The organism is Chitinophaga sp. SYP-B3965 (assembly GCF_009647655.1).
GTDB lineage: Bacteria > Bacteroidota > Bacteroidia > Chitinophagales > Chitinophagaceae > Chitinophaga.
This window is the reverse complement of record NZ_WJFD01000001.1, coordinates 1,021,351-1,046,050: the sequence shown is the minus strand read 5'-3', so window position 1 is coordinate 1,046,050 and position 24,700 is coordinate 1,021,351. Positions and strand designations below refer to the sequence as shown.

The 24,700-nt window shown below is 43.9% G+C and carries 14 protein-coding genes; 12 read left to right on the top strand and 2 right to left on the bottom strand.

What is annotated here, in order from left to right; translation table 11 throughout:
* The first annotated feature begins 238 nt into the window (after positions 1-238).
* From GFS24_RS04045 to GFS24_RS03995, 11 genes are all read left to right on the top strand, one after another.
* Complete coding sequence (locus tag GFS24_RS04045) at positions 239-3,136, top strand: TonB-dependent receptor (protein ID WP_153658283.1); 2,898 nt, start codon at positions 239-241, stop codon at positions 3,134-3,136.
* Positions 3,137-3,146: 10 nt separating this feature from the next.
* Positions 3,147-4,943, top strand: coding sequence for a RagB/SusD family nutrient uptake outer membrane protein (locus GFS24_RS04040; RefSeq protein ID WP_153658282.1), 1,797 nt, complete (start codon positions 3,147-3,149; stop codon positions 4,941-4,943).
* A gap of 32 nt (positions 4,944-4,975) precedes the next feature.
* On the top strand, positions 4,976-8,059 hold the full coding sequence (locus GFS24_RS04035; protein ID WP_153658281.1) for a TonB-dependent receptor: 3,084 nt from the start codon (positions 4,976-4,978) through the stop codon (positions 8,057-8,059).
* 22 nt (positions 8,060-8,081) lie between these two features.
* Positions 8,082-9,935: a RagB/SusD family nutrient uptake outer membrane protein gene (locus GFS24_RS04030; protein WP_153658280.1), complete on the top strand. Its 1,854-nt coding sequence runs from the start codon at positions 8,082-8,084 to the stop codon at positions 9,933-9,935.
* Positions 9,936-9,953: 18 nt separating this feature from the next.
* Positions 9,954-10,343: a hypothetical protein gene (locus tag GFS24_RS04025; RefSeq protein ID WP_153658279.1), complete on the top strand. Its 390-nt coding sequence runs from the start codon at positions 9,954-9,956 to the stop codon at positions 10,341-10,343.
* Between the two features lie 5 nt (positions 10,344-10,348).
* Positions 10,349-11,050, top strand: a complete 702-nt coding sequence (locus GFS24_RS04020; protein WP_153658278.1) for a DUF1080 domain-containing protein — start codon at positions 10,349-10,351, stop codon at positions 11,048-11,050.
* Between the two features lie 4 nt (positions 11,051-11,054).
* Positions 11,055-12,401 carry a Gfo/Idh/MocA family protein gene (locus tag GFS24_RS04015; RefSeq protein ID WP_153658277.1) on the top strand — a complete coding sequence of 449 codons (1,347 nt, stop codon included), beginning with the start codon at positions 11,055-11,057 and terminating at the stop codon, positions 12,399-12,401.
* 232 nt (positions 12,402-12,633) lie between these two features.
* Positions 12,634-14,526 (top strand): MrcB family domain-containing protein, encoded by a 1,893-nt coding sequence (locus tag GFS24_RS04010; protein WP_153658276.1) that lies wholly within the window; start codon positions 12,634-12,636, stop codon positions 14,524-14,526.
* Between the two features lie 5 nt (positions 14,527-14,531).
* Entirely contained in the window at positions 14,532-16,805 is a 2,274-nt protein-coding gene (locus tag GFS24_RS04005; protein WP_153658275.1) for a DUF2357 domain-containing protein, read from the top strand.
* 148 nt (positions 16,806-16,953) lie between these two features.
* Positions 16,954-19,314 (top strand): OmpA family protein, encoded by a 2,361-nt coding sequence (locus GFS24_RS04000; RefSeq protein ID WP_153658274.1) that lies wholly within the window; start codon positions 16,954-16,956, stop codon positions 19,312-19,314.
* Positions 19,298-19,792, top strand: coding sequence for a T9SS type A sorting domain-containing protein (locus GFS24_RS03995; protein ID WP_153658273.1), 495 nt, complete (start codon positions 19,298-19,300; stop codon positions 19,790-19,792). Before GFS24_RS04000 ends, GFS24_RS03995 begins: the two co-directional genes overlap by 17 nt.
* 9 nt (positions 19,793-19,801) lie before the next feature.
* Here the strand turns inward: GFS24_RS03995 and GFS24_RS03990 are convergent, their stop codons facing one another.
* On the bottom strand, positions 19,802-20,746 hold the full coding sequence (locus GFS24_RS03990) for a hypothetical protein (protein ID WP_153658272.1): 945 nt from the start codon (positions 20,744-20,746) through the stop codon (positions 19,802-19,804).
* 117 nt (positions 20,747-20,863) lie between these two features.
* Here GFS24_RS03990 and GFS24_RS03985 point away from each other — a divergent pair, with 117 nt between their 5' ends.
* On the top strand, positions 20,864-23,194 hold the full coding sequence (locus GFS24_RS03985) for a TonB-dependent receptor (protein WP_153658271.1): 2,331 nt from the start codon (positions 20,864-20,866) through the stop codon (positions 23,192-23,194).
* A 39-nt stretch (positions 23,195-23,233) separates the two neighbouring features.
* Here GFS24_RS03985 and GFS24_RS03980 read toward each other — a convergent pair whose 3' ends face one another.
* Positions 23,234-24,691 (bottom strand): family 43 glycosylhydrolase, encoded by a 1,458-nt coding sequence (locus GFS24_RS03980; RefSeq protein WP_153658270.1) that lies wholly within the window; start codon positions 24,689-24,691, stop codon positions 23,234-23,236.
* Positions 24,692-24,700 lie beyond the last annotated feature (9 nt).

The window sequence follows — 24,700 nt, the reverse complement described above, 5'->3', positions numbered from 1 at the left end:
GTCCACGTTTAAACTAAAACCAGAATAATTAGAATCAATTGCCTGCAGTAAACAGACCAATCCTTTAAAATGTACAGTAAACCGGATGCGGCCAAACCGCATGCGTAGCTTCCTTTTCCGGCCGGAAAGGATAGTCTTCTGGCATTCCAAAGCAAAATAAGAGCTATGTGCAGTTTGCACAGAGATGTAAATTCCTGTGCCTGCTGATCCTGATTTTTAATCTTGAATTATTAACGTTATGGAAAATGTAAGAATGCGGAAACCGCGCTTCATTAGTGCCCTGTTCAACCTGCGGCACCTCTTTGGAGTTGTTCCCTGCCTGTTGTATCTCCCTGTGCTGGCTTCCACGGAAAATATGCCATCTGATACAAGCCGCAAAAACAAAGACAGCGTTTACATCAACACTGTTTATAACGGACGCCTGCTGAAGCACAATGTAACAGGTGCCTATTCACAGATCAATGGGCAACCCATAGAAAACAATCCTGTGATCAATAACGAGAACAGGATCCAGGGCCTGCTGCCAGGGCTTTTTGTGATGCAGAATAACGGGGAACCTGGTGATGAGGGCGCTTCTTTCCTTATCCGCGGCAAACGCACCTTCAGGAACAATGCTCCCATTGTACTGGTGGATGGCTATGAAAGGAGCATGGACCAGCTGGATCCTAACGAAATAGAAACGATCACTGTTTTAAAAGATGCTGCCGCCACGGCACAATATGGCTTACGCGGTGGTAATGGCATTATCCTCGTTACCACTAAACGCGGGCAGGAAGGTAAGATCAAAGTTTCCCTCAACGCCAGGGCCGGCCTCAAAGCCCCTACCACCAAACCAAAACTGCTCAATTCCTTCCAGTACGCCACGCTTTACAATGAAGCGCTGACCAACGACGGAGCTGCGCCTAAATACAATGCCGCAGATCTGGCCAAATACGAGAAAGCTGCCCAGGGAATTTATGAAAATGACCTGGACCGTTACCTCTACCCCAGCATCAACTGGTATGATCAATACGTGAATCCTTCCACTGTACAGCAACGGTACAGCTTAAATATAAACGGTGGCAGTAAGAACGCTAAATACTTTATCTCCGCGGGGTACACAGATAACTCCGGTTTGTATAAAGTGGACAAAAGCGCCAATACTTACAATACCAACGCTGATTTCAACCTGATCACCCTCCGCTCCAACGTGGATATTACCGTGAACAAACGGTTCTCCCTTTCACTGGACATTGCCGGAAGACAGGAACAACGCACCTATCCGGGCGCAAGAACGGATGCTTCCCTCCGTGTATTCCGCTCCTTATACAAAACTCCACCCAACGCTTTCCCGGTATTTACCCCGGATGGTAAAATGGGAGGCACAAAGGACTTCAAAGACAATCCATACGGTTTACTGAATGAACAGGGGTACTCCCTCTATTATGTGCGCAGCATGTTTGCCACTTTAAGGGCAAAACATGATCTTGATTTTATCACGCCAGGCCTCACCATTAAAGCCAATGTAGCCTTTGACAGCTGGTATGATCAGAACACCAACCGCAGCAAAAGCTTCAAAGTATATGACCTGCGCCAGGCCAGCGGCAATGTGGAATACCTGCCAAATGGCAATATCAAATATGTGGAAACGGGTTCCGATACACAAATGTCCTCCGGCATAGAATACCTCACCACCCAGCGGATCTTTAATACAGATGCCTCGCTGAACTATGACCGTGAATTTGGGCGCCATTCGGTTTCCGCTTACGTAGCCCTAACGCAGCGTATTCTTTCCAATGAGAATGATGGGAACGTTCCCAGAGCATACCTGGGTTCAAACGGCAGAGTAGCTTATGCTTACAACAAGCGTTACCTGGCGGAATTCAATTTTGGTTACATGGGTTCCGAGCAATTGCTGGCCAGCGATAAATACGGCTTTTTCCCTGCCGTTTCATTAGGCTGGGTATTGACAGAAGAGAATTTCCTGAAGGATAATAAGTGGGTGAATTTCCTGAAGCTCAGGGGCTCCTACGGTATCACCGGTAATGATGACCTGGGTGGATATTTCCTCTGGTACCAGAAATACTCCTCTTCCGGCGGTGTGAACTTTGGTTATACTTCCATCGCCTATCCCGGATGGAATGAAAACGCATTTGCGTTAGATAATGTTACCTGGGAAAAAGTGAAGAAAACAAACATAGGAATAGACGCAGTGCTGATAAAGAACAAAGTGAACCTCACCTTCGATTATTTCCATGAGCGCAACCAGGATATCATGATCCAGCCTTCTCTGCCAAACCTCATGGGTATCCGCTTCCCGGATTTCCCCATTGGTATCATAGAGAATAAAGGTTTTGATGCATCCTTAGGATATACAGACAGGATCGGTAAGCTGGAATTTTCTATCAACGGTATGATATCCCAGGCTACGAACAAGGTAATAGACAGAGGAGAAGAAACACAACGTTTCGCTTACCAGGCCCGCACAGGCCGGCCACTGGATGCCATCTTCGGATTACAGGACCTGGGTCTTTTCCGTGATCAGGCAGACATCGATGCAAGTCCCAAACAAACATTCGGTGTAGTAAAACCCGGAGATATAAAATATAAAGACCAGAATGGAGACAACCAGATAGATGCTTACGACGAAGTTTACATTGGACAGGGCAATATGCCTACCCTCCAATACGGCGGAAGCCTTGGATTAAAATACAAAGGTTTTGATATGAGCGTGCTGATCACCGGCCAGAGCGGTACACAGCAAACACTCACCGGCGAAGCTGTCTGGGAATTCCATGATAACGGTACCGTGCGGGAACATCACCTTGGCCGGTTCAATCCCGGAGATCCTGCCAGCTGGGACAATGCCACTTACCCGCGTTTATCACTGAGCAATAAAGCCAATAACCAGCGGACCTCTACTTACTGGTTAACAGATGGTGCACTGGTAAGACTGAAATCTATGGAGATCGGTTACACCCTGCCTTCTGATCTGACTTCCCGGATAAGGATCGAAAAGATCCGTTTCTATGTGAACGGTTATAACCTGCTCACATCACAATCTACTGATCTGATGGACACGGAAGCGCGTTCAAGCCATTATGTGGTATACCCGATCCAGCGCATTCTCAATGGCGGCTTAAACGTAACATTCTAAACTTATTATCATGAAGAAGTCTACTTTGATATTTTCAATAGCTGCACTGTCAGCAGGAGTAATATTCAGTTGTAAACGCCCCTTATTTGTGGTGCCTGTGGAGTTTAAATCCGCGGAAGATGTATTCTCCGATTCTGCCCGCGCGGAATACTTTATCAACAATGCTTACACAGATATGCCGGCAGAAGTATCCGCCAGTTATAACTGGCTGGATGGCAATGCCATGCTCGCATCTGCTACAGATGAAGCCATGCATATTTCTACCAATAAAACAACACCATCTGCCGCGCAACGCATGAGTGCCGGTAACTGGAACCCCTCCAACATGCGGTATTACCGTGCCAGTGACGGCGCCGGAGAAATAGGTTCCTGGTTGAAATGGGGTGGTTATCATGGCAACCGGAAAGCCAATACGGCCATAAAGAATGCACACCTGCTTCCTACTACCACCAGTGAGCGGTTCAGGAACAGGTTCAAAGGAGAAGCCATTATGATCAGGGCATTCCAGCATTGGTTCCTCTTTCAGAAATGGGGTGGCATTCCTATTGTAGACAAATCTTTTGAAGCATCTGATGATGTGTTAGCCCCCAGGAACTCCGTAAAGTCTGTGATAGACTTCATCGTCAGTTCCTGCGACGAAGCAATTGCCCTGCTCCCAAATGATCCCTACACAGAGGCCAATGAAGTGGGCCGTATAGATCGTGGCACCTGCATGGCGCTAAAAGCAAAAGCATTATTATATGCAGCCAGCCCCTTGTATAACCGTGCGGGTAATGACAGTCTTACTTCTTATGGAAATGCAGACGCTACCCGCTGGGAACTTGCCGCTAAAGCAGCACAGGATGTAGTGGACCTCAACTGGTATCAGTTATACAAACCAGGCACAAACGGCCAGACGAACTACCAGACATTGTTCACGGCATGGGGTGCAGGCACCGGTAACAAGGAATTGATCTTCGCACGTTTAAGAACACCCAACAGGGATACGGAAAATGATAATTTCCCCGCCGGCTTCACCAATGCAAAAGGTGGTACCTGCCCTTCGCAGGACCTCGTAGATGCTTATGAAATGGATAACGGTACTGTTTTCAGCTGGGCAAATACCACACAGGCAAAAGACCCTTACCTGAAAAGAGATCCGCGTTTCTATGCCAGCATTATCTATAACGGCGCTAAATATACCAAGTTTGCCAACAAAACCAATTATACCTTCTCCACTTACGACGGCGGAGAAAATGCAACAGGACTGGCAAAGAGTGAAACCTCTTATTACCTGATGAAGTTCATGGACTACGTCAACGCAAATCCGGCGCAGGCCACGGGTACAGTGTATCACAACTGGATGTATTTCCGTTACGCGGAAGTATTGCTGAACCTTGCTGAAGCAGCCAACGAAGTAGGCGGGCCTGGTTACACCGCACCCGGCGCTACGAACCCAATGACTGCCGTAGCAGCAATAAATCTCATCAGAGCGCGTGCAGGTATGCCCACCGTAGAGATCTCTCTCACTAACAGGGGATTGTCTTTAACCAAAGAAACACTGCGTGAATTTATCCGTAATGAAAGACGTATAGAACTGGCTTTTGAAGATCACCGGTATTATGATGTGCGCAGATGGATGATCATCGAACAATTGCCGAAGTTCATCAAAGGCTGCCAGATCATCAGGGCTACCAATGGCACTTTAACGTATAAGCCGGATGTAGTAGTGGAAAACAAAGTGTTTGAAACCAAACATTACTTCTTCCCTATTCCGCAAACAGAAGTGAACCGGAACCCTAACATGAAACAAAATCCGGGCTGGTAAGCATACAGTTCTTACAATTAAAATCTTCAAGGATGAAAAAAATATTATTAATTGCCCTGCTTTTCCTCTCATCCCTGCCGCAGTTATTTGCACAGGGAAAGATCATCACCGGTAAGGTGGTGGATAGTGATGGCGAAATACTGATCGGTGCCAACGTCATGGAAAAAGGCACCACCAACCGCGCTATCACAGACCCGAAGGGAGAATTCAAATTAACCCTTACCGGCGCCAGCCCTGTACTTCAAATATCTTATATAGGATATGTAACACAGGAACTGCCCATCAAAGGTCAGTCTATCGTTCACATCACTTTAAATTCAGACGCTACCAAACTCGGAGACGTGGTGGTAGTAGGATATGGCACGCAGAAGAAAGCCAGCGTAGTAGGCGCTATTTCCCAGGTGAAGTCCGAAGAGCTGCAACAATCTTCCACCCCTAACCTCACCAATGCCATCGCGGGCCGTGTATCCGGTGTGGTAACGATCATGGGTTCCGGTAAACCGGGTGGTGACAATGCAGAGATCTTCATCCGTGGTATGGCTACTACCAATACTACCGCACCACTGGTGCTGGTAGACGGTTTGGAAAGAGAATGGCGGCAGATAGACCCGATAGACATTGAAACATTTTCTGTGCTGAAAGATGCATCTGCCACTGCAGTATATGGTGTACGTGGCGCAAACGGTGTGATCCTCATCACCACTAAACGCGGTGCAAAAGGAAGACCGGTATTAAGCCTCTCCACACAGGCAGCTGCGCAGCAAGCTATCCGCACACCAAAATACCTGGACTCTTACAACTTTGCCTTATTGACCAATGAAGCATTGACCAATGAAGGAAAACCGGTAGAATATTCTGCCAGCGATCTGGAACATTACAGGCTGAACAATTCACCTTATACGCATCCGAACAATGATTACTACAATGACTTTGTAAAGGATGCTTCCTGGCAGCAAATGACCAATGTGAACGTAAGAGGCGGAAATGAAGTGCTGGCTTATTTTATATCTGCCAACTACTTGCACCAGGAAGGGATCTACAAAGAATTCCCTAACGCACAATATCCTACCAACTCCAATTACGAACGGTTTAGTTTCCGTTCCAACCTGGACTTTACCGTGAACCCCACCCTGAAGATCGGTGTGGACCTTACTGGTAGATTTGAAGTAAGGAAACAGCCAAACTTTGGAGAGGACCTGTTTGACAAACTCCGCAGGTTACCCCCCAACTGGGTGCCATATATAAATCCGGATGGAAGCATAGGTGGCCGTTCTGATGAATCACGCCTCTCTCCTTTTGCATTGCTTTCAGAATTTGGGAACCGCGAACGGAATACCAATGTGCTGGAAGGTGCTTTCACCATCAAGCAGGACATGAGCAAGATCCTGAAAGGATTATCCTTCCGGTCTCTCATGGGCTTCAACAGTAACTATGAAAGCCGCCGGGACATTGTAGAGAAACCTCAAATGTATGAATACACCCGCTTTGGTGATTACCGCTCTACCGGAACTCCTTCCGAAATTTCTATATCAACCGGTAAGGGGCCTGGCAGGCGGAGAGTTTCTTTTGAAGGCGCATTGAACTATAACCGCAGCTTTGGAGATCACGCCGTTACCGGTATGTTACTCTATCAGCAGAGCCAGTATTTTGATGAAGGCAGGATACCCACCGGATATTTAGGTTGGGTAGGCCGTGCTACCTATGCATACAAGAACAAATATTTATTTGAGGTGAATGCCGGGTACAATGGCTCCAAACAATTTGATGCCAGCAAACGGTATGGATTTTTCCCTGCCGTATCAGCAGGCTGGGTACCATCAGAAGAACACTTCTGGAAAGACAATATCCACTTTGTAAACTACCTGAAAATAAGAGGTTCCTATGGAGAGATAGGCAATGATCAGATCGGGAACTTCAGTTATTTATATGAGCAGCGTTACATCTATGCACAGGATGCAGATGGCTGGAAATATGTATGGGGTGAGAACCCTTCCGGAGAACGCGGTATCATTGAAGGCCAACCGGGAAACAGTAATGTAACATGGGAAAGGGCCAAGAAATCAAATATTGGTTTTGATGCCAAAATGATGGACAGCAAAATATCTGTTACCGTAGATGTGTTCAATGAAAACCGCAGAGACATCCTGGCCATCCCCTATTCCGTTCCTTTATTATTTGGTATGAACAACCCGCAAGGTACTACCAGGACAGACGGACAAGGTCTTCCTCCTGAAAACATCGGCAGGGTGACTAACAAAGGAATTGATATGGAACTGGGTTATGCTGATAAGATCGGCACCTTCGGTTATTTCATCAAAGGTAACTTCACCTACGCCCGTAACAAGATAGACAGGATCGATGAAGAAGGTAAAAAATACGATTGGCAAAGGATAGAAGGGAAACAAATTGGCCAGCACTTTGGCCTTACAGATATTGGTCTGTATTCCCGGAATGATTTCCAGCTGGATGGAAGCGGCGAATTACTGCTGGAAGGCGGATTCCCTGTGCTGAAGAAAGATGTGGCCATTCCTTCTTTTGGTGTGGTATACCCGGGAGACATCCGCTATAAAGACCTGAACGGCGATGGTATTATTGACAGCTATGATGTGGGCGCTATCGGTAAAGGCAGAGTACCGCAATACATCTATGGCATCACCGTAGGTGCAAGCTACAATAACTTTGATATCACCGTATTGTTCCAGGGCGCAGGCGGAGCAGATATGTATTTTAAAGAAGATGCGGTATGGGAATTCTTTGCATTAGGTAAAGTAATGGAACATCACCTGGGCAGGTACAATCCAAATGATCCTTCTTCATGGGATAAAGCTACTTACCCAAGACTGCACCCAAGCGAGAACACCAATAACCACCAGAAATCCACCTATTGGTTATACACCCGCAACTATGTGCGTTTGAAAAATGTGGAAATAGGATACAACCTGTCTAAATCCCTGCTCTCCAGGGCAAGGATCACGAGCGCACGGTTATTCGTGAATGGTACCAATCTCATCACATGGGACAAGATGCTGAACTGGGACCCTGAATCCGCCAGTGAAACGGGTAATTCCTATCCTCAATTCAGGACCTGGAACATAGGTGCAAGAATCTCCCTGTAAAGCTTTATTAAAACGAACTATCATGCAACAACTCAAATATATACTCACCATCATTTCATTTTGCGCAGTATTCACTTCCTGCACAAAAGACGGTGCAGGCCTGCTGGATAAAGCAGAATCCGGCGATCTGAATGAGGAAAGAGTATTTACCAGTGCAAAATACACAAAGGAATTCCTCACGGATATTTACCGCCGTATCCCATACGGATGGGACGACAACGTTTACCTGGATGCTTCTACGGACGACGGAGAATCCCGCCCCTGGTGGGGATGGGTGAACTCCATTCACGTTGGGGCATACAACCCTACCAGCATGCCGGATAAATTCAAACGCTGGGCTAACTACTATGCTGCTATCAGGGCTTGTAACCTTTTCCTCAGTAAGATTGATGCTGCACCGGTAGATGCGGAACAATACATGAACTCTGAAGAGGTAAAAGAAAGATTGAAATATGAAGCAGTATGTTTGCGCGCTTATTATTATACAGAACTGGTACGCTGGTATGGTGGTGTTCCCATCATCACTAAAGTACTGGAACGTGATTCTCCGGAACTCTTTTCCAAACGCGCCAGCCTGGCTGAAGTGAAAGAATTTATTTTAGCAGATTGCGATACAGCCGCAGCCCATTTGCCTGCCCGGCAAACCGGTGTTGATTACATGCGGGTCACCAGCGGCGTGGCAAAAGCTATTAAATCACGCTTACTGCTGCACCTGGCAAGCCCCTTATTCAACAGTGCATCCGCTGGCCCTGCCAGCCCATGGTCATGGGGTGATTATGATGCCAACCGCTGGAAGGAAGCCGCTGATGCAGCGAAGGCTGTGATGGACCACAAAGACGAAGCAGGCGCACCTGCTTACAGCCTTGTTGTAAAAACAGAAGCTGCCAATTATTTCGGTACAAAAAACACTTACCCCGGTTCTTTAAAAGCAATGGGCTGGTTTAATGTATTCATCACAAGGGTGAACACAGAAATGATGCTGGCTTACGGTAAAAAAGGAACCACCAATGAACTGGATAAATGGCAACTGCCTGGTGCTATGCAAAAAGCCGGTGATGCCTCTTTTACATTGCCCACCTATAATTACGCCGCCTGCTTTGAAACAAAAGATGGTATACCCGTATATCAAACAGATGATTATGGTGTGCCCATCATAGATGCTAATGGACAGTTCACCGTGAACCCGGCTTCCGGTTTCGATCCTCAGAAGCCTTACCTCAACAGGGATTCAAGATTTTATCATTCCCTCTGGTATAATGGCTCTATGTTTAGTGGTACTACCTTTAATCCATGGCGTGGTGAAGATGGTTCCCTTGGACCTGAATTCCTCACCGGCTATGCACATACCGGCCTCTTCCTCCGTAAGTTTATGGACCCCAAGAACATTTCTCTCAGTAATGGTGTAACCGGGCAAACCAATCACAACTTCCCTTTATACCGTTATGTGGAAATGCTGCTGAACTATGCAGAAGCGCAGAATGAATTCCTGCCTGATGGAGCTGCCCGTTTAGAAGCGATCCAGGCACTGGACCAGATCAGGGTTCGGGCAGATATGCCAACCGTAGCCGCCACCTTCACTGCCAATGGCTGGAATGTGAACGATCAGAAACAAATGCGCAAATTCATCCGGAATGAACGCCGGATAGAACTGGCCTTTGAAGAACATCGTTTCTTTGATATCCGCCGCTGGCTGATCGGGGAACAAACCCAAAAGGTGGTATATGAGCACGATGTCTTCAAAAAACTGGATGGCTCTTTTGTATACACGGTTAAAGTATGGGAAAGAAGGGTGTTCCAATCCAAACACAACCTGTTGCCTTTACCACAATCGGAAGTGAACAACAACCCTAATATGCAACAAAACCCAGGCTGGTAAAATTAAATTGTATTGATCATGAGAAAAGTAATTGTAATTTTCATACTGGCACTCACCGCCTTTTCCGGTTGTAAGAAAGACGACTTCTACGACAAGTTTGTTCCGGAAGTTTTATACTACGAAAAGGACAAGGTGGAGAATGCGGATTTCGTTACCACAACATTACCCGCAGGTACAACACAATGGACGGTGAAAGCAAGGGTAAGTGCGCCCATGCATCTGAAGGAAATAAAATTATACAAAGGGACGGATCTCCTGGAAACTTATACAGACTTCCAGCTGTCTCCCAACGTATACAACCTGCAACGTGTGGTAACAGGCATCACAGCGGAAACCACGATGAAGATCGTAGCGGTGGATGCAGATAACAAAACCACGACCAGGACTTTTATCATTAAAGTAAATTGAACCACATGAATAGATCGTTTTGCTTAACAGTGGCCACTACGTTACTTTCTTTTACCGCATTTGCGCAGAACACGCTCACTGCAAAGGAAAAGAAACAAGGCTGGGCACTGCTTTTTGACGGCACCAGCACGAATGGTTTTACAACACCCGGCGGCAAACCAGTTCCCCCGGGATGGGAAGTGAAAGAAGGTACCATCACTGCCATCAAAGGCGGCAAAGGAGGTGATATTATCACCACCGGGCAATATGGCGACTTTGAACTGTCCGTTGATTATAACATTGAACCCGGCTGCAACAGCGGCATTAAGTACTTTTATACAAAGTATGAAAAGGGTGGCAACCTGGGCATGGAATACCAGATCCTGGACGATGCACAGGCAGAGGATAATAAACTCGCGAATCACCTGGTAGGTTCTTTTTATGATGTAATGCCTCCGGCAGTATCCAATAAAAAAGTGAATCCGCCCGGCCAATGGAATACTATCCGCATTGTTTCTAAAAATGGAAAAGTAGAACACTGGCTGAATGGAGAAAAGATCCTTTCCTTCACCCGTGGCGATGATGCTTATACAGCCGCGGTAGCTAAAAGCAAATTCAGTAAAGCAGAGCCGGCTTTTGGTACGGTAGCGCAAGGACACATCCTGCTGCAGGAACATGGCGGACAGGTATCTTTCAGGAACATCAAGATCTTAACATCCTCAAAATAGCAACATGGAAAAGAGACGCGATTTTATTAAGAAGCTCGCATTAAGTTCCGCTGGTTTTGCCATTGGCAATTCGGCATTGGGCTTTAGTGCAAAGAGCTATAAAAATATCATAGGAGCCAATAACAGGATCAGGGTGGCTGCCATTGGCGTGAATGGCCGTGGAAACGGCATGGCCGGTATTTTCGCCAAACAGAAGGATACGGAAATAGCTTATATCTGTGATGTGGACAACAGAGCCATTCCTAAAGCTATTAAAACGGTGATGTCTGCCGGACAAACCAGTACACCCAAAGGAGAAAAAGATCTCCGCAAGGTACTGGCAGATAAAGACGTGGATGCCATCTACACCGCCACACCGGATCACTGGCATGCACCGCTCACTATTATGGGATGCCAGGCAGGCAAACATGTGTACGTTGAAAAACCCTTAAGCCATAATCCCCATGAAGGTGAAATGGCCGTTGCAGCAGCGCGGAAATACAACCGCGTAGTGCAAATGGGTGCACAACGCCGCTCCGCTCCCATCCTCACAAAAGGTATAGAAGAATTGCATAACGGCATCATCGGCAGGGTATATTTTGCAAAAGCATGGTATACCAATACCCGCAAATCAAATGTACTCACACCCGGTACTGTTCCGGACTGGCTGGATTATGACCTCTGGCAGGGCCCTGCTCCCCGCACCCCTTACAAAGATGGTTTGATCCATTACAACTGGCATTGGTTCTGGCATTGGGGTACTGGCGAAGCTCTCAACAATGGCACGCATGAAGTAGATGTTGCACGCTGGGGCCTCGGTGTTGATTTCCCTACCCGCGTAAGTTCTGTAGGTGGCCGTTACCAGTTTTCTGATGATTGGGAAACACCGGATACACAGATCGTAACCATGGATTATCCCGGCCGTGTTTCTCTCATGTGGGAGAACAGAAGTTCTAACGGAAGAAAGATCGAAGGACTGGACCGCGGTGTTATTTTCTACGGAGAAAAAGGCAGCCTGGATACTGGCACAGACAACTATAAAATATATGATCTGGACGGCAAGCTGATAAAAGAAGGAAAGACTGCCATGAAAGAAGCTGAAATGGACGGGCGTAATACTTCCAGCCCAAGTTTAGGCCTGGATAACCTGCACATAATGGATTACCTGGATGCTATCCGCAATAACCGCAAACCTAATTGCGATGTTGAACTGGGTCATAAGAGTACGGTTGCCATGCAGCTGGGTAATATCTCCTGGCGTGTTGGCCGTGATCTGAAAATAGATCCTAAGAACGGGCATATTATTGGAGATAAGGATGCAGAGAAATTGTGGCGCAGGAGTTATGAGAAAGGTTGGGAACCAAAGATATAGAGCAATGTAAAAGTGGCTGAGCAGTAAATGTTCAGCCATTTTTGTGTAAATAATTAATATTCAATAAATTAAGAACTATTCCGCAAGAACTTTTTTAACATTCCATAGAAAAATCCTACTTTGTTTAGTCAACCACGAGAATTGTTTTGTTTAACCAATTCTACTTGCTCTTAATTAACCAAATTAAACGCTTGAACCAAAGCTGGCTACATTATTAAAAAAGTATTCATAAATGTCCTTACCAAAGAATATTACTAAAAACCATTTATTAGATGCAATAGCAAAAATTGATAAGGAGGGAATACCTGTAAATGGGGATTCAAGATATTATGATGTTATCTATAAGGGCAAAGCATATCCACCAAAGCTTATTGTTTCTTACGCAAACTTATTTGCAAATGGGAGTATTCTAGATCGGGACACTTTTGAAGGAGGCTTAGGTACCGAATGTTTTAAATTGCTAGAAATGAATGGCTTTGAAATCATGAAAAAGAATATTGATTTTTCTCAGACCTTAATAAAATTCCTAGCACAAGCAAATTCTCCCAGCCCCAATTTAAAAACGAAAGAATATAAGGGGGTATTTAATGGTCTAGACATAAAAGCAAGCTTTGGAACAGGAAACTCTGCAATTATACCTTGGCTGGCTTTATTAGGAAAGGGGCAAAAAGTATCTCAGGGCATATACCCTGTCTATCTTTATTATAAAGAACAAAATGTTTTAATACTAGCATATGGTGTGAGTGAAACAAATGAACCTGACAGGACCTGGAAGGTTTCAGCCACATCCGTCCAAGACTTTCTATTAGATAAATATTCTACCAAGCCAAAACATTATGGAAGTTCATTAGTTTTTAAGCACTATAATATTGATAAATCAAAATCAAATTTTGGGCTGGATCTAAACGCCATAAACGAAGACATAAACGAATTAGCTAACATATACAATGGTAAAAATTTGAATACCAATACTAAAATAATTACCACGAAAGAAGGACTGCCTTTTCAATATATGACGTTTGTTGATGACGTGAAGAAAGCCAATCTAAAATTCTCCGAAAATCATACTCTTCGTTTTATTCTTTCATTATGTGCCAAACCCTTTGTCATCCTAACTGGGTTGTCTGGATCCGGTAAAACAAAGCTTGCGCAGGCATTCTCCCATTGGATTTGTAAAGATGAAAGACAAATATGTTTTGTTCCAGTTGGTGCAGATTGGACGAATCGCGAACCTCTACTGGGATACCCTAATGCACTTGAAAAAGGAAGTTATGTTATACCTGAAAATGGGGCATTAAGCCTATTGCTTGAAGCTGTGGAAAATCAAGATGACCCTTATTTTCTAATATTGGACGAAATGAATTTAAGTCATGTGGAAAAATATTTTGCAGATTTCTTAAGTGCCATGGAATCCACAGGGTATATTTCGTTGCACCCCAAGACGATTGACTGGGAAGGCTCTAATATTAAACATAGGACAACACTCCCTCCAAATCTTTTTATTATCGGCACCGTAAATATTGACGAGACAACATACATGTTTAGCCCTAAAGTCTTAGATAGAGCAAATGTTATTGAGTTCCGAGTATCAGAATTAGAAATGAAGGAATATTTAAGTTCTAGTAATGTTTTGGACTTTAAGAGCTTAAAAGAAAAAGGTTCAACGATGGCCAATGATTTCGTGAAAATTGCAAAAAATAGGGCTAATGAGAACCTCATGCCAAAAGATGATTTGAATGAAACCTTACTATCTTTTTTCAATATCATGCAAACTATAGGAGCAGAGTTTGGTTATAGATGCGCCACTGAAATCCATATCTATTGGAATATAGCAAGGCAAATTGCTCCAAACTGGGAAGCGATGAATGTAACGGATTCTATTATAATGCAGAAACTACTACCTAAAGTTCATGGAGCTAAAAGAAGATTGGAATCGCCGCTTAGGCAATTAGCAACGCTTTGTGTGAATTTAGGCAAGGAAGACAAAATTCAAACTTATCTCAATCCTGAAAAACTCAATGAAGAAGACCTAGTAAAAATTAAATATCCCTTATCAATGGAAAAAATAAGAAGAATGTACCAAAGACTAATGGATAATGGATTTACAAGTTACGCAGAAGCATAAAATGTATGAAGAAAGATAGTATAATCATACATATAAAAACAAACAAAGATGATGTTGTTAAAATTGAGATTGTGCAAGACTCAACATCAAACAAAAGCCCTATTTGGGAAATTGATGATGCAGAAGCTTATGAATTTGGCGAAGCTACGATACAGATATCAGAAGGTTGTTCATATGAATATATAGTAACTAAAGGATATCATTTAGGAAAGATAAGCGGTGTCATACACCCCTCTAAATTTAACAGTAATACAGGAAGGATTACGCCTAATATATATGTGGGTACACTCGACATAGCTATTTACGATTCTAAAGAAAATGAAAACTGTGGAACACTTTCGATTGAGGTAAAATCGACCAAAATATCTTACAGGGAGGATTACAGGAAAATGTTGCAAGATATAACAGAAAAATGCACAGATCTTTTAATGCAACCAAACTCACCTGCACAACAATGGTTTACGCCAGATTACACAAAAAAGACTACTTCTCTTTATCAACAGTTCGCATTTATTAAATCTATTCTGAATTCTGAGGAGTTTAATAACTCTATACATGCATTTCTAGCTGCTCCTGTGACGAGTTGGTCTGGTAAAGAGATAGAAAAAGACATCCGGAATATAAAAAGAATAAATAATAAAGTTCTTAAACAAATCATCAATGGCCCAGGCAGAATAGCTATTTCCAAACAACATTCCTTAAAGCATAAATTAGACTCGCTTCCATTAAAGGTATCAGTGAATTACAAAAAGGAAACAGTTGACACGCCAGAAAACCGTTTTATTAAATTTGCCTTGATTCACTTTGTACACTTCTGCGGAGATTTCATTTATCTACTCAAAGATGAGAGCAAGGCAAAAAAGGAAGCAATTCAAATAGAAGGTAAACTAAATCAATTCTTAGATCATTCCATTTTCAAAGAAATTTCTTCATTAAATGCACTTCCCCTCAATAGTCCTATTTTACAAAGAAAAAAAGGCTACAAGGAGATATTCCGTACCTGGCTAATGTTTGACCTCGCAGCCCAACTAACATGGGAAGGAGGAAATGACATTTACAATGCAGGAAAAAAAGATGTAGCCACGCTATATGAATATTGGCTATTCTTTATATTGTTAGATACTATTACTGAAATCTTTAAATTAGAGCGTTGTGATGCCAACAAACTAGTTGAAAAAACTAATGATGGCATAGGATTAAAGCTAAAACAAGGTAAGCAATTGCTTTTAGAAGGGGTATATAAACATGGATCGAGGAAACTTGTTATTAAGTTTGGCTATAATAGAACTTTTAAAGGAGGAAGCCAATATCCTGATGCAGGCAGTTGGACAAGTAGGTTAAGGCCCGACTACACACTTAGTATTTGGCCTGATGGCATTAAGGAGGAGGAAGCTGAAAAAACTGAGCTAATCGTTCATATACATTTTGATGCAAAATATAAAATTGATAATCTAAGTCAAATATTTCAAGTAAATACTGATTTAGAAGAAGAGAAAACGGAGCAAAAAAAAGGTACTTTCAAAAGAGCAGATTTGCTTAAAATGCATACTTACAAAGATGCTATCAGGCGAACTGGAGGAGCATATATTCTATACCCTGGTGATGATAATACCGAAAATAATAAAAGAGGGTATCATGAAATCCTTCCTGGAATAGGTGCATTTTCAATTACTCCTTCAAAAAGCAATAATGGTATCGATTCTTTAAAGAATTTCCTACTAGAAGTAATAAATCATTTTCTTAACAGAGCTTCTCAAAGAGAGAAAATGGCCTTTAAGACATATGAAATATATAGCAAAAAAAGCACTATTGAGCTAAAAGGATTATTACCAGAAACTATTGGTATTAATAGGGGGCTCATACCTGATGATACATTTATCATAATAGGCTATTATAAGGATGATGCACATCTTAAATGGATATTGGAAACGGAATTATACAACACAAGAATCACAACCCCCAACAGTCCCTTATTTTTAAATACTAAACTTATAAGTGCTAAATATTTACTACTCTACTCTACTACAGATAAAAGAACCAGTAAGCTTTATAAATTAAAGCAGGAAGGTGTAAAGGTATACTCTAAAAAAGACTTATTAAAAAAAGGCTACCCTTCAAGACCTAGTCAAAGCTATTATTTGGTTTTTGAATTGGATAGATCAATGGAAGATGAATTCAAGGGTTTGACTTGGGATATTGAAAAGCTTAAAAAGCATATGCCCAAAGTTATTGGACTTCCATTTGCGGTAAGTTTAGTTGAAATAATAAATGCTCAATAAGAAAAAAGGCATTTTATCTTAAGCCTGCCATATTCACACAATATCTCTTTCATATTTATTGATTATCAACGTACTCAATCATTAAACCCTTGTGTTTATTGAAATTTATCAAAGAGTTCTATCTTTGATCAGACAAATCCCCACCCCTATGCGGTCTCTATCCCTTTTTCTCTATTTAGCTATCGGTTCCTCTATACATGTAATGGCACAGCAACAAGCTGGTTTACAGGGAATCAACTACCAGGCTATTGCACGTAATTCAAAAGGCAGCCTGCTCTCTTCTCAAACAGTGAATGTACGTTTCAGTATCCTCAGCGGCAGCCCCAACGGTGCTGCGGTGTATACAGAAAAACATACCACCACTACTACTTCACTTGGATTATTTACTTTATCAATAGGCAAAGGCACACCTGAACAGGGCACCTTTGCAGCTATTCCATGGAGTGATGGTAATCATTATCTTAAGGTGGATATTGATGCGCAAAACAATGGCAACTTTGTATCCATAGGCACGAGTCCTTTTCTCAGTGTTCCTTATGCGTTGTATGCAGCTAATAATGCAGTGGGGCCTAAAGGAGATGTGGGTGCGGCAGGCCCGCAGGGAATTCAGGGGCCTGTTGGGTCTACAGGGCCGCAGGGACTTGTGGGGCTACAGGGCGTTCCCGGGCCGCAAGGACTACAAGGCATACAAGGGGGTACGGGGCCGCAGGGGCTTGTTGGACCGCAAGGATTGCAAGGTACACAAGGCCCTCAGGGGGATCCCGGCATACAGGGCCCTTCCTGGCAGATACAATCCGCTGCTTACAACGCTAACGGTACACTTTCCATTACTACGAATAATACACCTGCTACTATCACTACTACCAATGCCGCATGGGCAGCCACAGGTAACGCAGGCACCGGAGCGGGGAATAGTTTTATAGGCACCACAGATGCCAGCCCACTCGTTATTAAAACGAATGGAAATGCAGCCACTAATGAACGCATGCGTTTTACGGCAACACCGCAGATAGTAATGAATGGAGTAAATCCTCAGTCCGGCAATGTATTAACAGTATATGGCAGCGGGCATCCCAGCGCAATTAATTCTGCAACAAATCAAACGGGCTACCCTATTAATGGCTACAGCACAAGCAACTATGCAGGCATCTATGGAGAAAACAACGCAGGAGGCCAGGGAGTAGCCGGAGTAAATACAGGCAATGGCATTGGTGTACAAGGCACAAATCAAGGCAGTGGTTATGGCGTATACGGGTATTCCTCCATGGGATATGGCGTACAAGGTATTACCGGCAACGCCGGTACTACCATAGCAGGTGTCAGGGGGATTTCTCAACACCCAAACGGAACAGGTGTAATAGCCATAGGAAATAACCTCAACAACCCTATTGTCTACATTGGCAATGGTGCCGGGTTACAGGCACATGGCGCAAATTATGGTATTTATGCCTCCTCCACAACGGCTGCTAGTGTTGGCATTCTGGCTGTCGGATACAATTCCTCTCCAATTAACTTTGCAAACTCAGGGATCATTGGCTCAGGTACAACATATGGCGTTGTAGGATTTACATGGAATGCCACGGTAAATGGATCATGGGGAGGCTATTTTGATAATGATTTCAGCACCAATGGATATGCCTGGGTAGGTGGCAGGAATAATGGAACAGATTATGCGATCCTCTCCAGTGGTGTCAAGTCAACCATGGTAAAAGATAAAAAAGGTGATAACAGGATCATGTATTGTCCGGAAGCACCGGAAGTTCTTTTTCAGGACTATGGTACAGGACAGTTAAAAAATGGTGCGGCGCATATTACACTGGATGAAGTACTCGTACGCAATATTCATGTAGATGATAAACATCCGCTGAAGGTATTCATACAATTGGAAGGAGAATGCAATGGTGTTTTTGTTACCAATAAATCTGCAACAGGGTTTGATGTGAAAGAACTTCAAAAAGGAAAGTCCAACACGCCTTTCACGTGGCAGATCATAGCATCCCGCGCAGATATTACAGATGCTTCAGGGAAAGTATTATCCAGTTATGCAGATCTGCGTTTCCCCGTTGGGCCAACCAGGCCGGTTCCAACAAAAGTAGCCACCACACTGGCAGACTTTTCTTCTCCGCAACCTGCACTCCCGGAAAAACTCAAAGAAATGGAAGCAGCTGTGATAGACGCCGCATTTCAAAACTTACACTTTGCTACGGGCAAAGCAGAAATAGCCAGCTCTTCTTTCAGTTCATTAGATTCTCTTTCAGCTTTATTAACACAACGCCCCTCCTCCTTCCTTTTACTGGATGGTCATACGGACAATGAAGGCAGTGATGCCTTCAACAAAAAACTATCCCTGCAACGCAGCGAAGCAGTGAAAACATATCTCGTGAACAAAGGCATCCCTGCTTCCCGTATCATTACGAATGGGCATGGCGCCACACAACCTGTAGCAGAAGAAAAGCAATTAAACAGAAGAGTAGAAATGAAAATAACAGATCATGCGGGTATTCAATAACATCATACTATTGCTTTTTTGCAGCACTGTAACGATGGCACAAAGCAGGGAACGTGAGGTAGTGGGTACAACAGGTCATGCTGCCACCACCAGTGATATACAGATCGAATATACAGTAGGCGAAGCGGTAGTAACGTCTATCGATAACGGGGAGTTATTACTGACGCAGGGGTTTCATCAACCAAGGCTGGTGGCATTGCCATCAGGTATCAATTTCCCTTATCTCGTGATGTACCCCAACCCCACTGCCGGTAATACATACATTGAATTTTCACTGGAAGCACCGGCACGCCTGCAGGTCGTGGTTACCAATACACTTGGTCAGCTGATCTATTCAGAGAAGATCAGTTACAGCAGCGGGCAGATGCAGTATATCTTAAGATCGCTGACGTTTACAGCGGGGGCCTATATGGTCACGATCAGCAATCTTGATAACAATGCCATCATTACAAAGAAACTCGTAAAGGTGGGTAAATAAAAAAAACTACTATTCTTCAGACCTCTTTTTAATTACCTCAAGGATCATTTCATTGAAATCATTCAGCAGATAGTCCGCCCACAAACTGCTATACCAGTTTAAAGTCGTTGTTACCCGGTATTTACAAGTGAGGGTGATTAGCGTCTTTCCTTCGCTGATCTGATCAATTTTATAACTGCCTGCTACTACATCAAAGTATCTTCCGCCTATCATCACATGTTCATCAAGGCTAGTTGGTGGAATAGAAGCAGGATCAACGTTGATATCATAGGCAAATCCATTCCCTTCATCCCAGGAAGTAATGATCTCCTGGAATTTAATGCCTTTCTCCCAGGTGATACTTCTGATGCCACCTGGTCCTTCCCTGTCAAGCTCGCCGTTTAATGGTTTGGGTACACCCATTAAATGCACAACATGCGTAGTTATTTCTCCCGGTTTAATATCTTTTACATTCTTTACATTTTCCCAAACCACTGCTTTGTCAGCATTCACTTCAATGGTTGTGGTAACCGTATTGAACTTATCTGCAGCCTGGAAGTTTGTTTCTATTAGAAGAACAAGGAAAGGCAGTAATAGCGAAGCATATAATTTTGTTCCTTTCCCTTCGTCTTTCAGTCTGCCCAACCGGGCCAGAAATCCTGCAAGCGAGCCTACTAACAAAAACGGGCCAACAATAACGATCAGGCAAAGCATGCCGTCAAAATTAAAAGCAAAACAAAGGAAGAAAAAGGTCATCACAATCCCCCATGGTAGCAATAAATAAATCTTATAGGATTGAAGCTGTTCCTTTGTTGAAAGCATTACCGGAATAGCGCCAAGAACTACCGGCAATATAAAAATATACGTAACAGAAACATTAAAGTGACTGAAGGATACGAGCCACATGGTAAGAAAAGCATAGGCTACACCTGCGGTCAACCCAATTAACAGGGTCCTGAATCTTGATGGCTTCAATTTTTTTGATCAAGATACATCTCTCATTCGTTTTTTTCCGCTTTGCGTAAAAGGAATTCCGGATTACGAAAACATATTCCTCTCTTCCTGCCTCACCTTTGCGCAAAATTCCGGTCAATGATGAAGCAGATTGTACTATTTATCTTCCTGTTACTGCCTTTATGCAGTTTTGCAAATGAAAACGATTTTGGAACTGTTAAAGGTAAAATAACCACCAGCGATAACAGGCCTGCTGCAGCAGTGACCATCGTCATAAAAAGCGCCCACAGAACCATCTTTTCGAATGATGACGGCACTTTTACCATTTCCAGGCTGGCCGCAGGCCAGCATCAGCTGGAAGTTTCCCTCATAGGTTACAAACCCCTCTTGCAGGATGTAACCGTGGAAAAGAATAAAGTGACTACCATCACTTTACAACTGGAAGTATCCAGCACCCAGCTAAAAGAGATCAGCATCACCAGCGGCCGTAATAAATTTGCCCGTAAAGAAAGCGAACAGATTGCGCGTTTGCCGATCAGGAACCTGGAAAATCCACAGGTATATTCAGTGGCCGGCAAGGCATTGATAGAAGAGCAACTGATCACGGAACGTACAGACCTCTACAGGAATATCCCCGGTGCTGTACCTAACTTTGCAGCAGGCGGCTCACAGGGCATGACCATACGCGGTTTCTCCAATGGTATGGGTATGCGCAACGGCATGGTCACCAGTGCCATCGTTCCCCTCAACCCTATCATGCTGGAACGCGTGGAAGTGATCAAAGGACCTTCCGGCACTTTGTTCGGCAGCAACCGCAACGTTACCTTCGGCGGTGTTTTCAACTACGTGACCAAAAAACCTTATGATAGTTTTGGTGGTGAAGTAGGCTTCACAGGCGGCAGCTTCAAATTTGGCCGCGTTACTGCAGACGTAAACACACCATTAAACAAAGACAAAACCCTCTTATTCCGGTTAAATGCCGCCGCACAAAGCGAAGGCTCTTTCCAGGACCAGGGATATGCAAAGAACTACACCATTGCTCCCTCCATTACTTACCAGGTGAACGACAAACTGAAGTTCTCCCTCGATATAGATGTTACACGCGGCAATTATACCACCACTTCCTTTGCGATAGACTCCATGAGCAAAGTAACTGCCAGGAACTTTAAAGACCTGCCGATAGATTACAACCGCTCTTATATCAATAGCGGTGTAGACATTTCCAACGGCATCAACAATATCCAGGCACAGATGGAATACAAACTCTCTGATGAATGGACCTCGCAGACAAACTACCTGTACTCAGACGGATTCTACAAAGACCTGCTCTGGACCACCTTATCCATGGTGAATGACTCCACCCTTGCACGCACGGTACGGAACCAAACGCCGGAAACCTTCGGTAACATCCAGGTACAACAGAACTTCATCGGGGATTTTCATATTGGTTCTTTCCGGAACAGGGTGGTGATAGGGCTCGACTACAATTATAACTACAATGAGTTGTACCGTGTTACGGTACCATATGACAAAGTAAACATTAACCAACCCCTGCCAGACATCAGCGCAGAAAAGATCAATGCACTCTCCTATCAGAGAGGTTTTGCCGGCTCTACCACCAAAGCTTATAACTACAGCGCCTATATTTCTGATGTATTTAACATCACGCCTACCCTGATGGCCATGCTGAGTTTACGGACAGACCGTTATTCCACCAAAGGCCAGTATGCCATTGCTACCGGTAAATATACCGGAGAATATCAGCAGAATTCCCTGTCGCCCAAGTTTGGCCTGGTGTACCAGGTAGTAAAAGATAAGGTATCCCTCTTTGGTAACTATATGAATGGTTTCGTGAACCTGGCACCCGTAACACAACCAGACAATACTGTTTTGGTATTGGATCCCCAATTCGGCAATCAATGGGAAGGTGGTGTGAAAGTGGATATCCTGGATGGTAAACTGAATGGTTCTTTAAGCTACTACAACATTTCTGTGAGCAATTCTACGCGTACGGAAGTAATAGACGGCAAGAACTTTACGGTGCAAAATGGTACGCAAAACAGCAAAGGTTTTGAAGCGGAAGTGATCGCCAACCCGATCCCTGGTTTGAATATCATTGCCGGTTACGCCTTTAATGAAAACAAATACACCAAAGCATCTCCCGCCCTGGAAGGCAAGTTTATAACGGCCAGCCCTCAAAACGTGGCCAATATCTGGGTGAGCTATACGACTAAAAAAGGACTGGGCCTGGGCATTGGCGGAAACTACGTAAGCGATTCCTGGTTTGAATCCACCAACGTTTTTGTGCTGCCGGCTTATACCCTGCTGAATGCTACGGTATTTTACGATCAGCCTAAGTACAGATTGTCTTTAAAAGGCAACAACCTGCTGGATCAGCAATACTGGAATCCGGGTGGAACGCCGCAGAAGCAGCTGAACTTCCTGGCAAGCATTGCATTTAAATTTTAGCAAGATGGCTGTAGATCCGGGAAAGGTCTACAGCCATTTTTATTTATTCTCCAGCCTGAAAAAAGAAAACTCCGCTTTATCTTTTTCATTACCGCTGTAATGCAATCCCAAACGAGGACTCCTGTCCCACTGTGGTAAAGATCCGGTTTCTACGCCTGAAGCCAGTTCAGTCCATGTAGCATTGCCTGCCTGATAGAAAAAGTTGCAGGTCCTGTTTGGAGACATGCTAATTTTCAACCCGATATCAGATGGTGGTACCAGCGCTGCTTTAATAATTACCCTTTGTTTCTTCTCCATCTTCCATACTTTAACACTATCACCTTCAACCCCAATTCCTATCGCAGCATTTACATCACCATAAATGGTCAATCCTTTAAGGGCTTTGTTCCGGTTAACAACACTGGTGCTGATATCAAAGTTATCTGATGTAGGCCTTACCGTTAATACAATGCCGGTGGGATTATCTTTTGTTTGCTTTCCTGATAAACGAAGCATCCCTTTCTGCAGTTGATAAGAAGGAGTAGAATGCCGGAAATCCCATTGCCAATAATTAGCCAGCTTACGTCCATCAAATGGATCATTGAGATCTGCTTTGTTATTGTGTGTTATTGTTTTGAGTAAAGGCCAGCCGGTGTATTCCTGGTAGATCAGTTCTGCCAGTAATCCTTCCCGCCCGGTAAATACAGTACTCTTTTTATTGTACGCGTGATGCAGGTAATATTTGTTGTCAACAAAAGTTCCATGCCCCATACATTTCCATGTATCGTTCTCACTAAGGATCGGATTGCCATCAAATAACTGATACGGGCCTTTGAAGCTGGCAGACCGGCCTACATTAACGGAATAACTGCATCCCTGCCCGCAGCAGTTGCCGGCTGAGTAGAACAGGTAATAGTAATTATTCATTTTCAGGATGCTTTGCCCTTCCATACCCGCACGGCTGGTGTCTTTCAGGATGGAGAAAAATTCCCCTTCAGTTTTGAGTCCGTCTGCAGATAATTTGGCGCCTAGCAGCTCAATGGGTCTGTCATCCAGTCCATATGCCTTGAAGGTGATGTAAAGCTGGCCTCCATCGTTAAAGATAAAGGCATCGATAGCTTCCTTTCCATGTTCAATGATCACGCCATGATCTGTAAAACCATGATCCGGATAAGGAGAAGTGGCTACGCCGATATAAGAACGGTTATCTGATTTCCGTCTTGCTGTGTAATAAATGTAATAGGTGTTTCCGATCTTATAATACTCAGGCGCCCAGAAAGAGCCAACTGTCCATGCAGGAGCTTTATCAAAAACATACCCTGTCTGCTGCCAGTCTTTAAGATTGGAAGATTTGTAGATAGGGAAATAAGGCGCCCATTCTGAAGAGGTACCTGTTGCATAATACACACTATCCACCTTTATTATAGATGGGTCCGCCAGATCACCTGCGATGGTTTGCCCTTGTAACAGGGAGCATTTTAACAGGCAGTATAAGAAAGTAAAGAATCTTAATTTCATTATTTAATT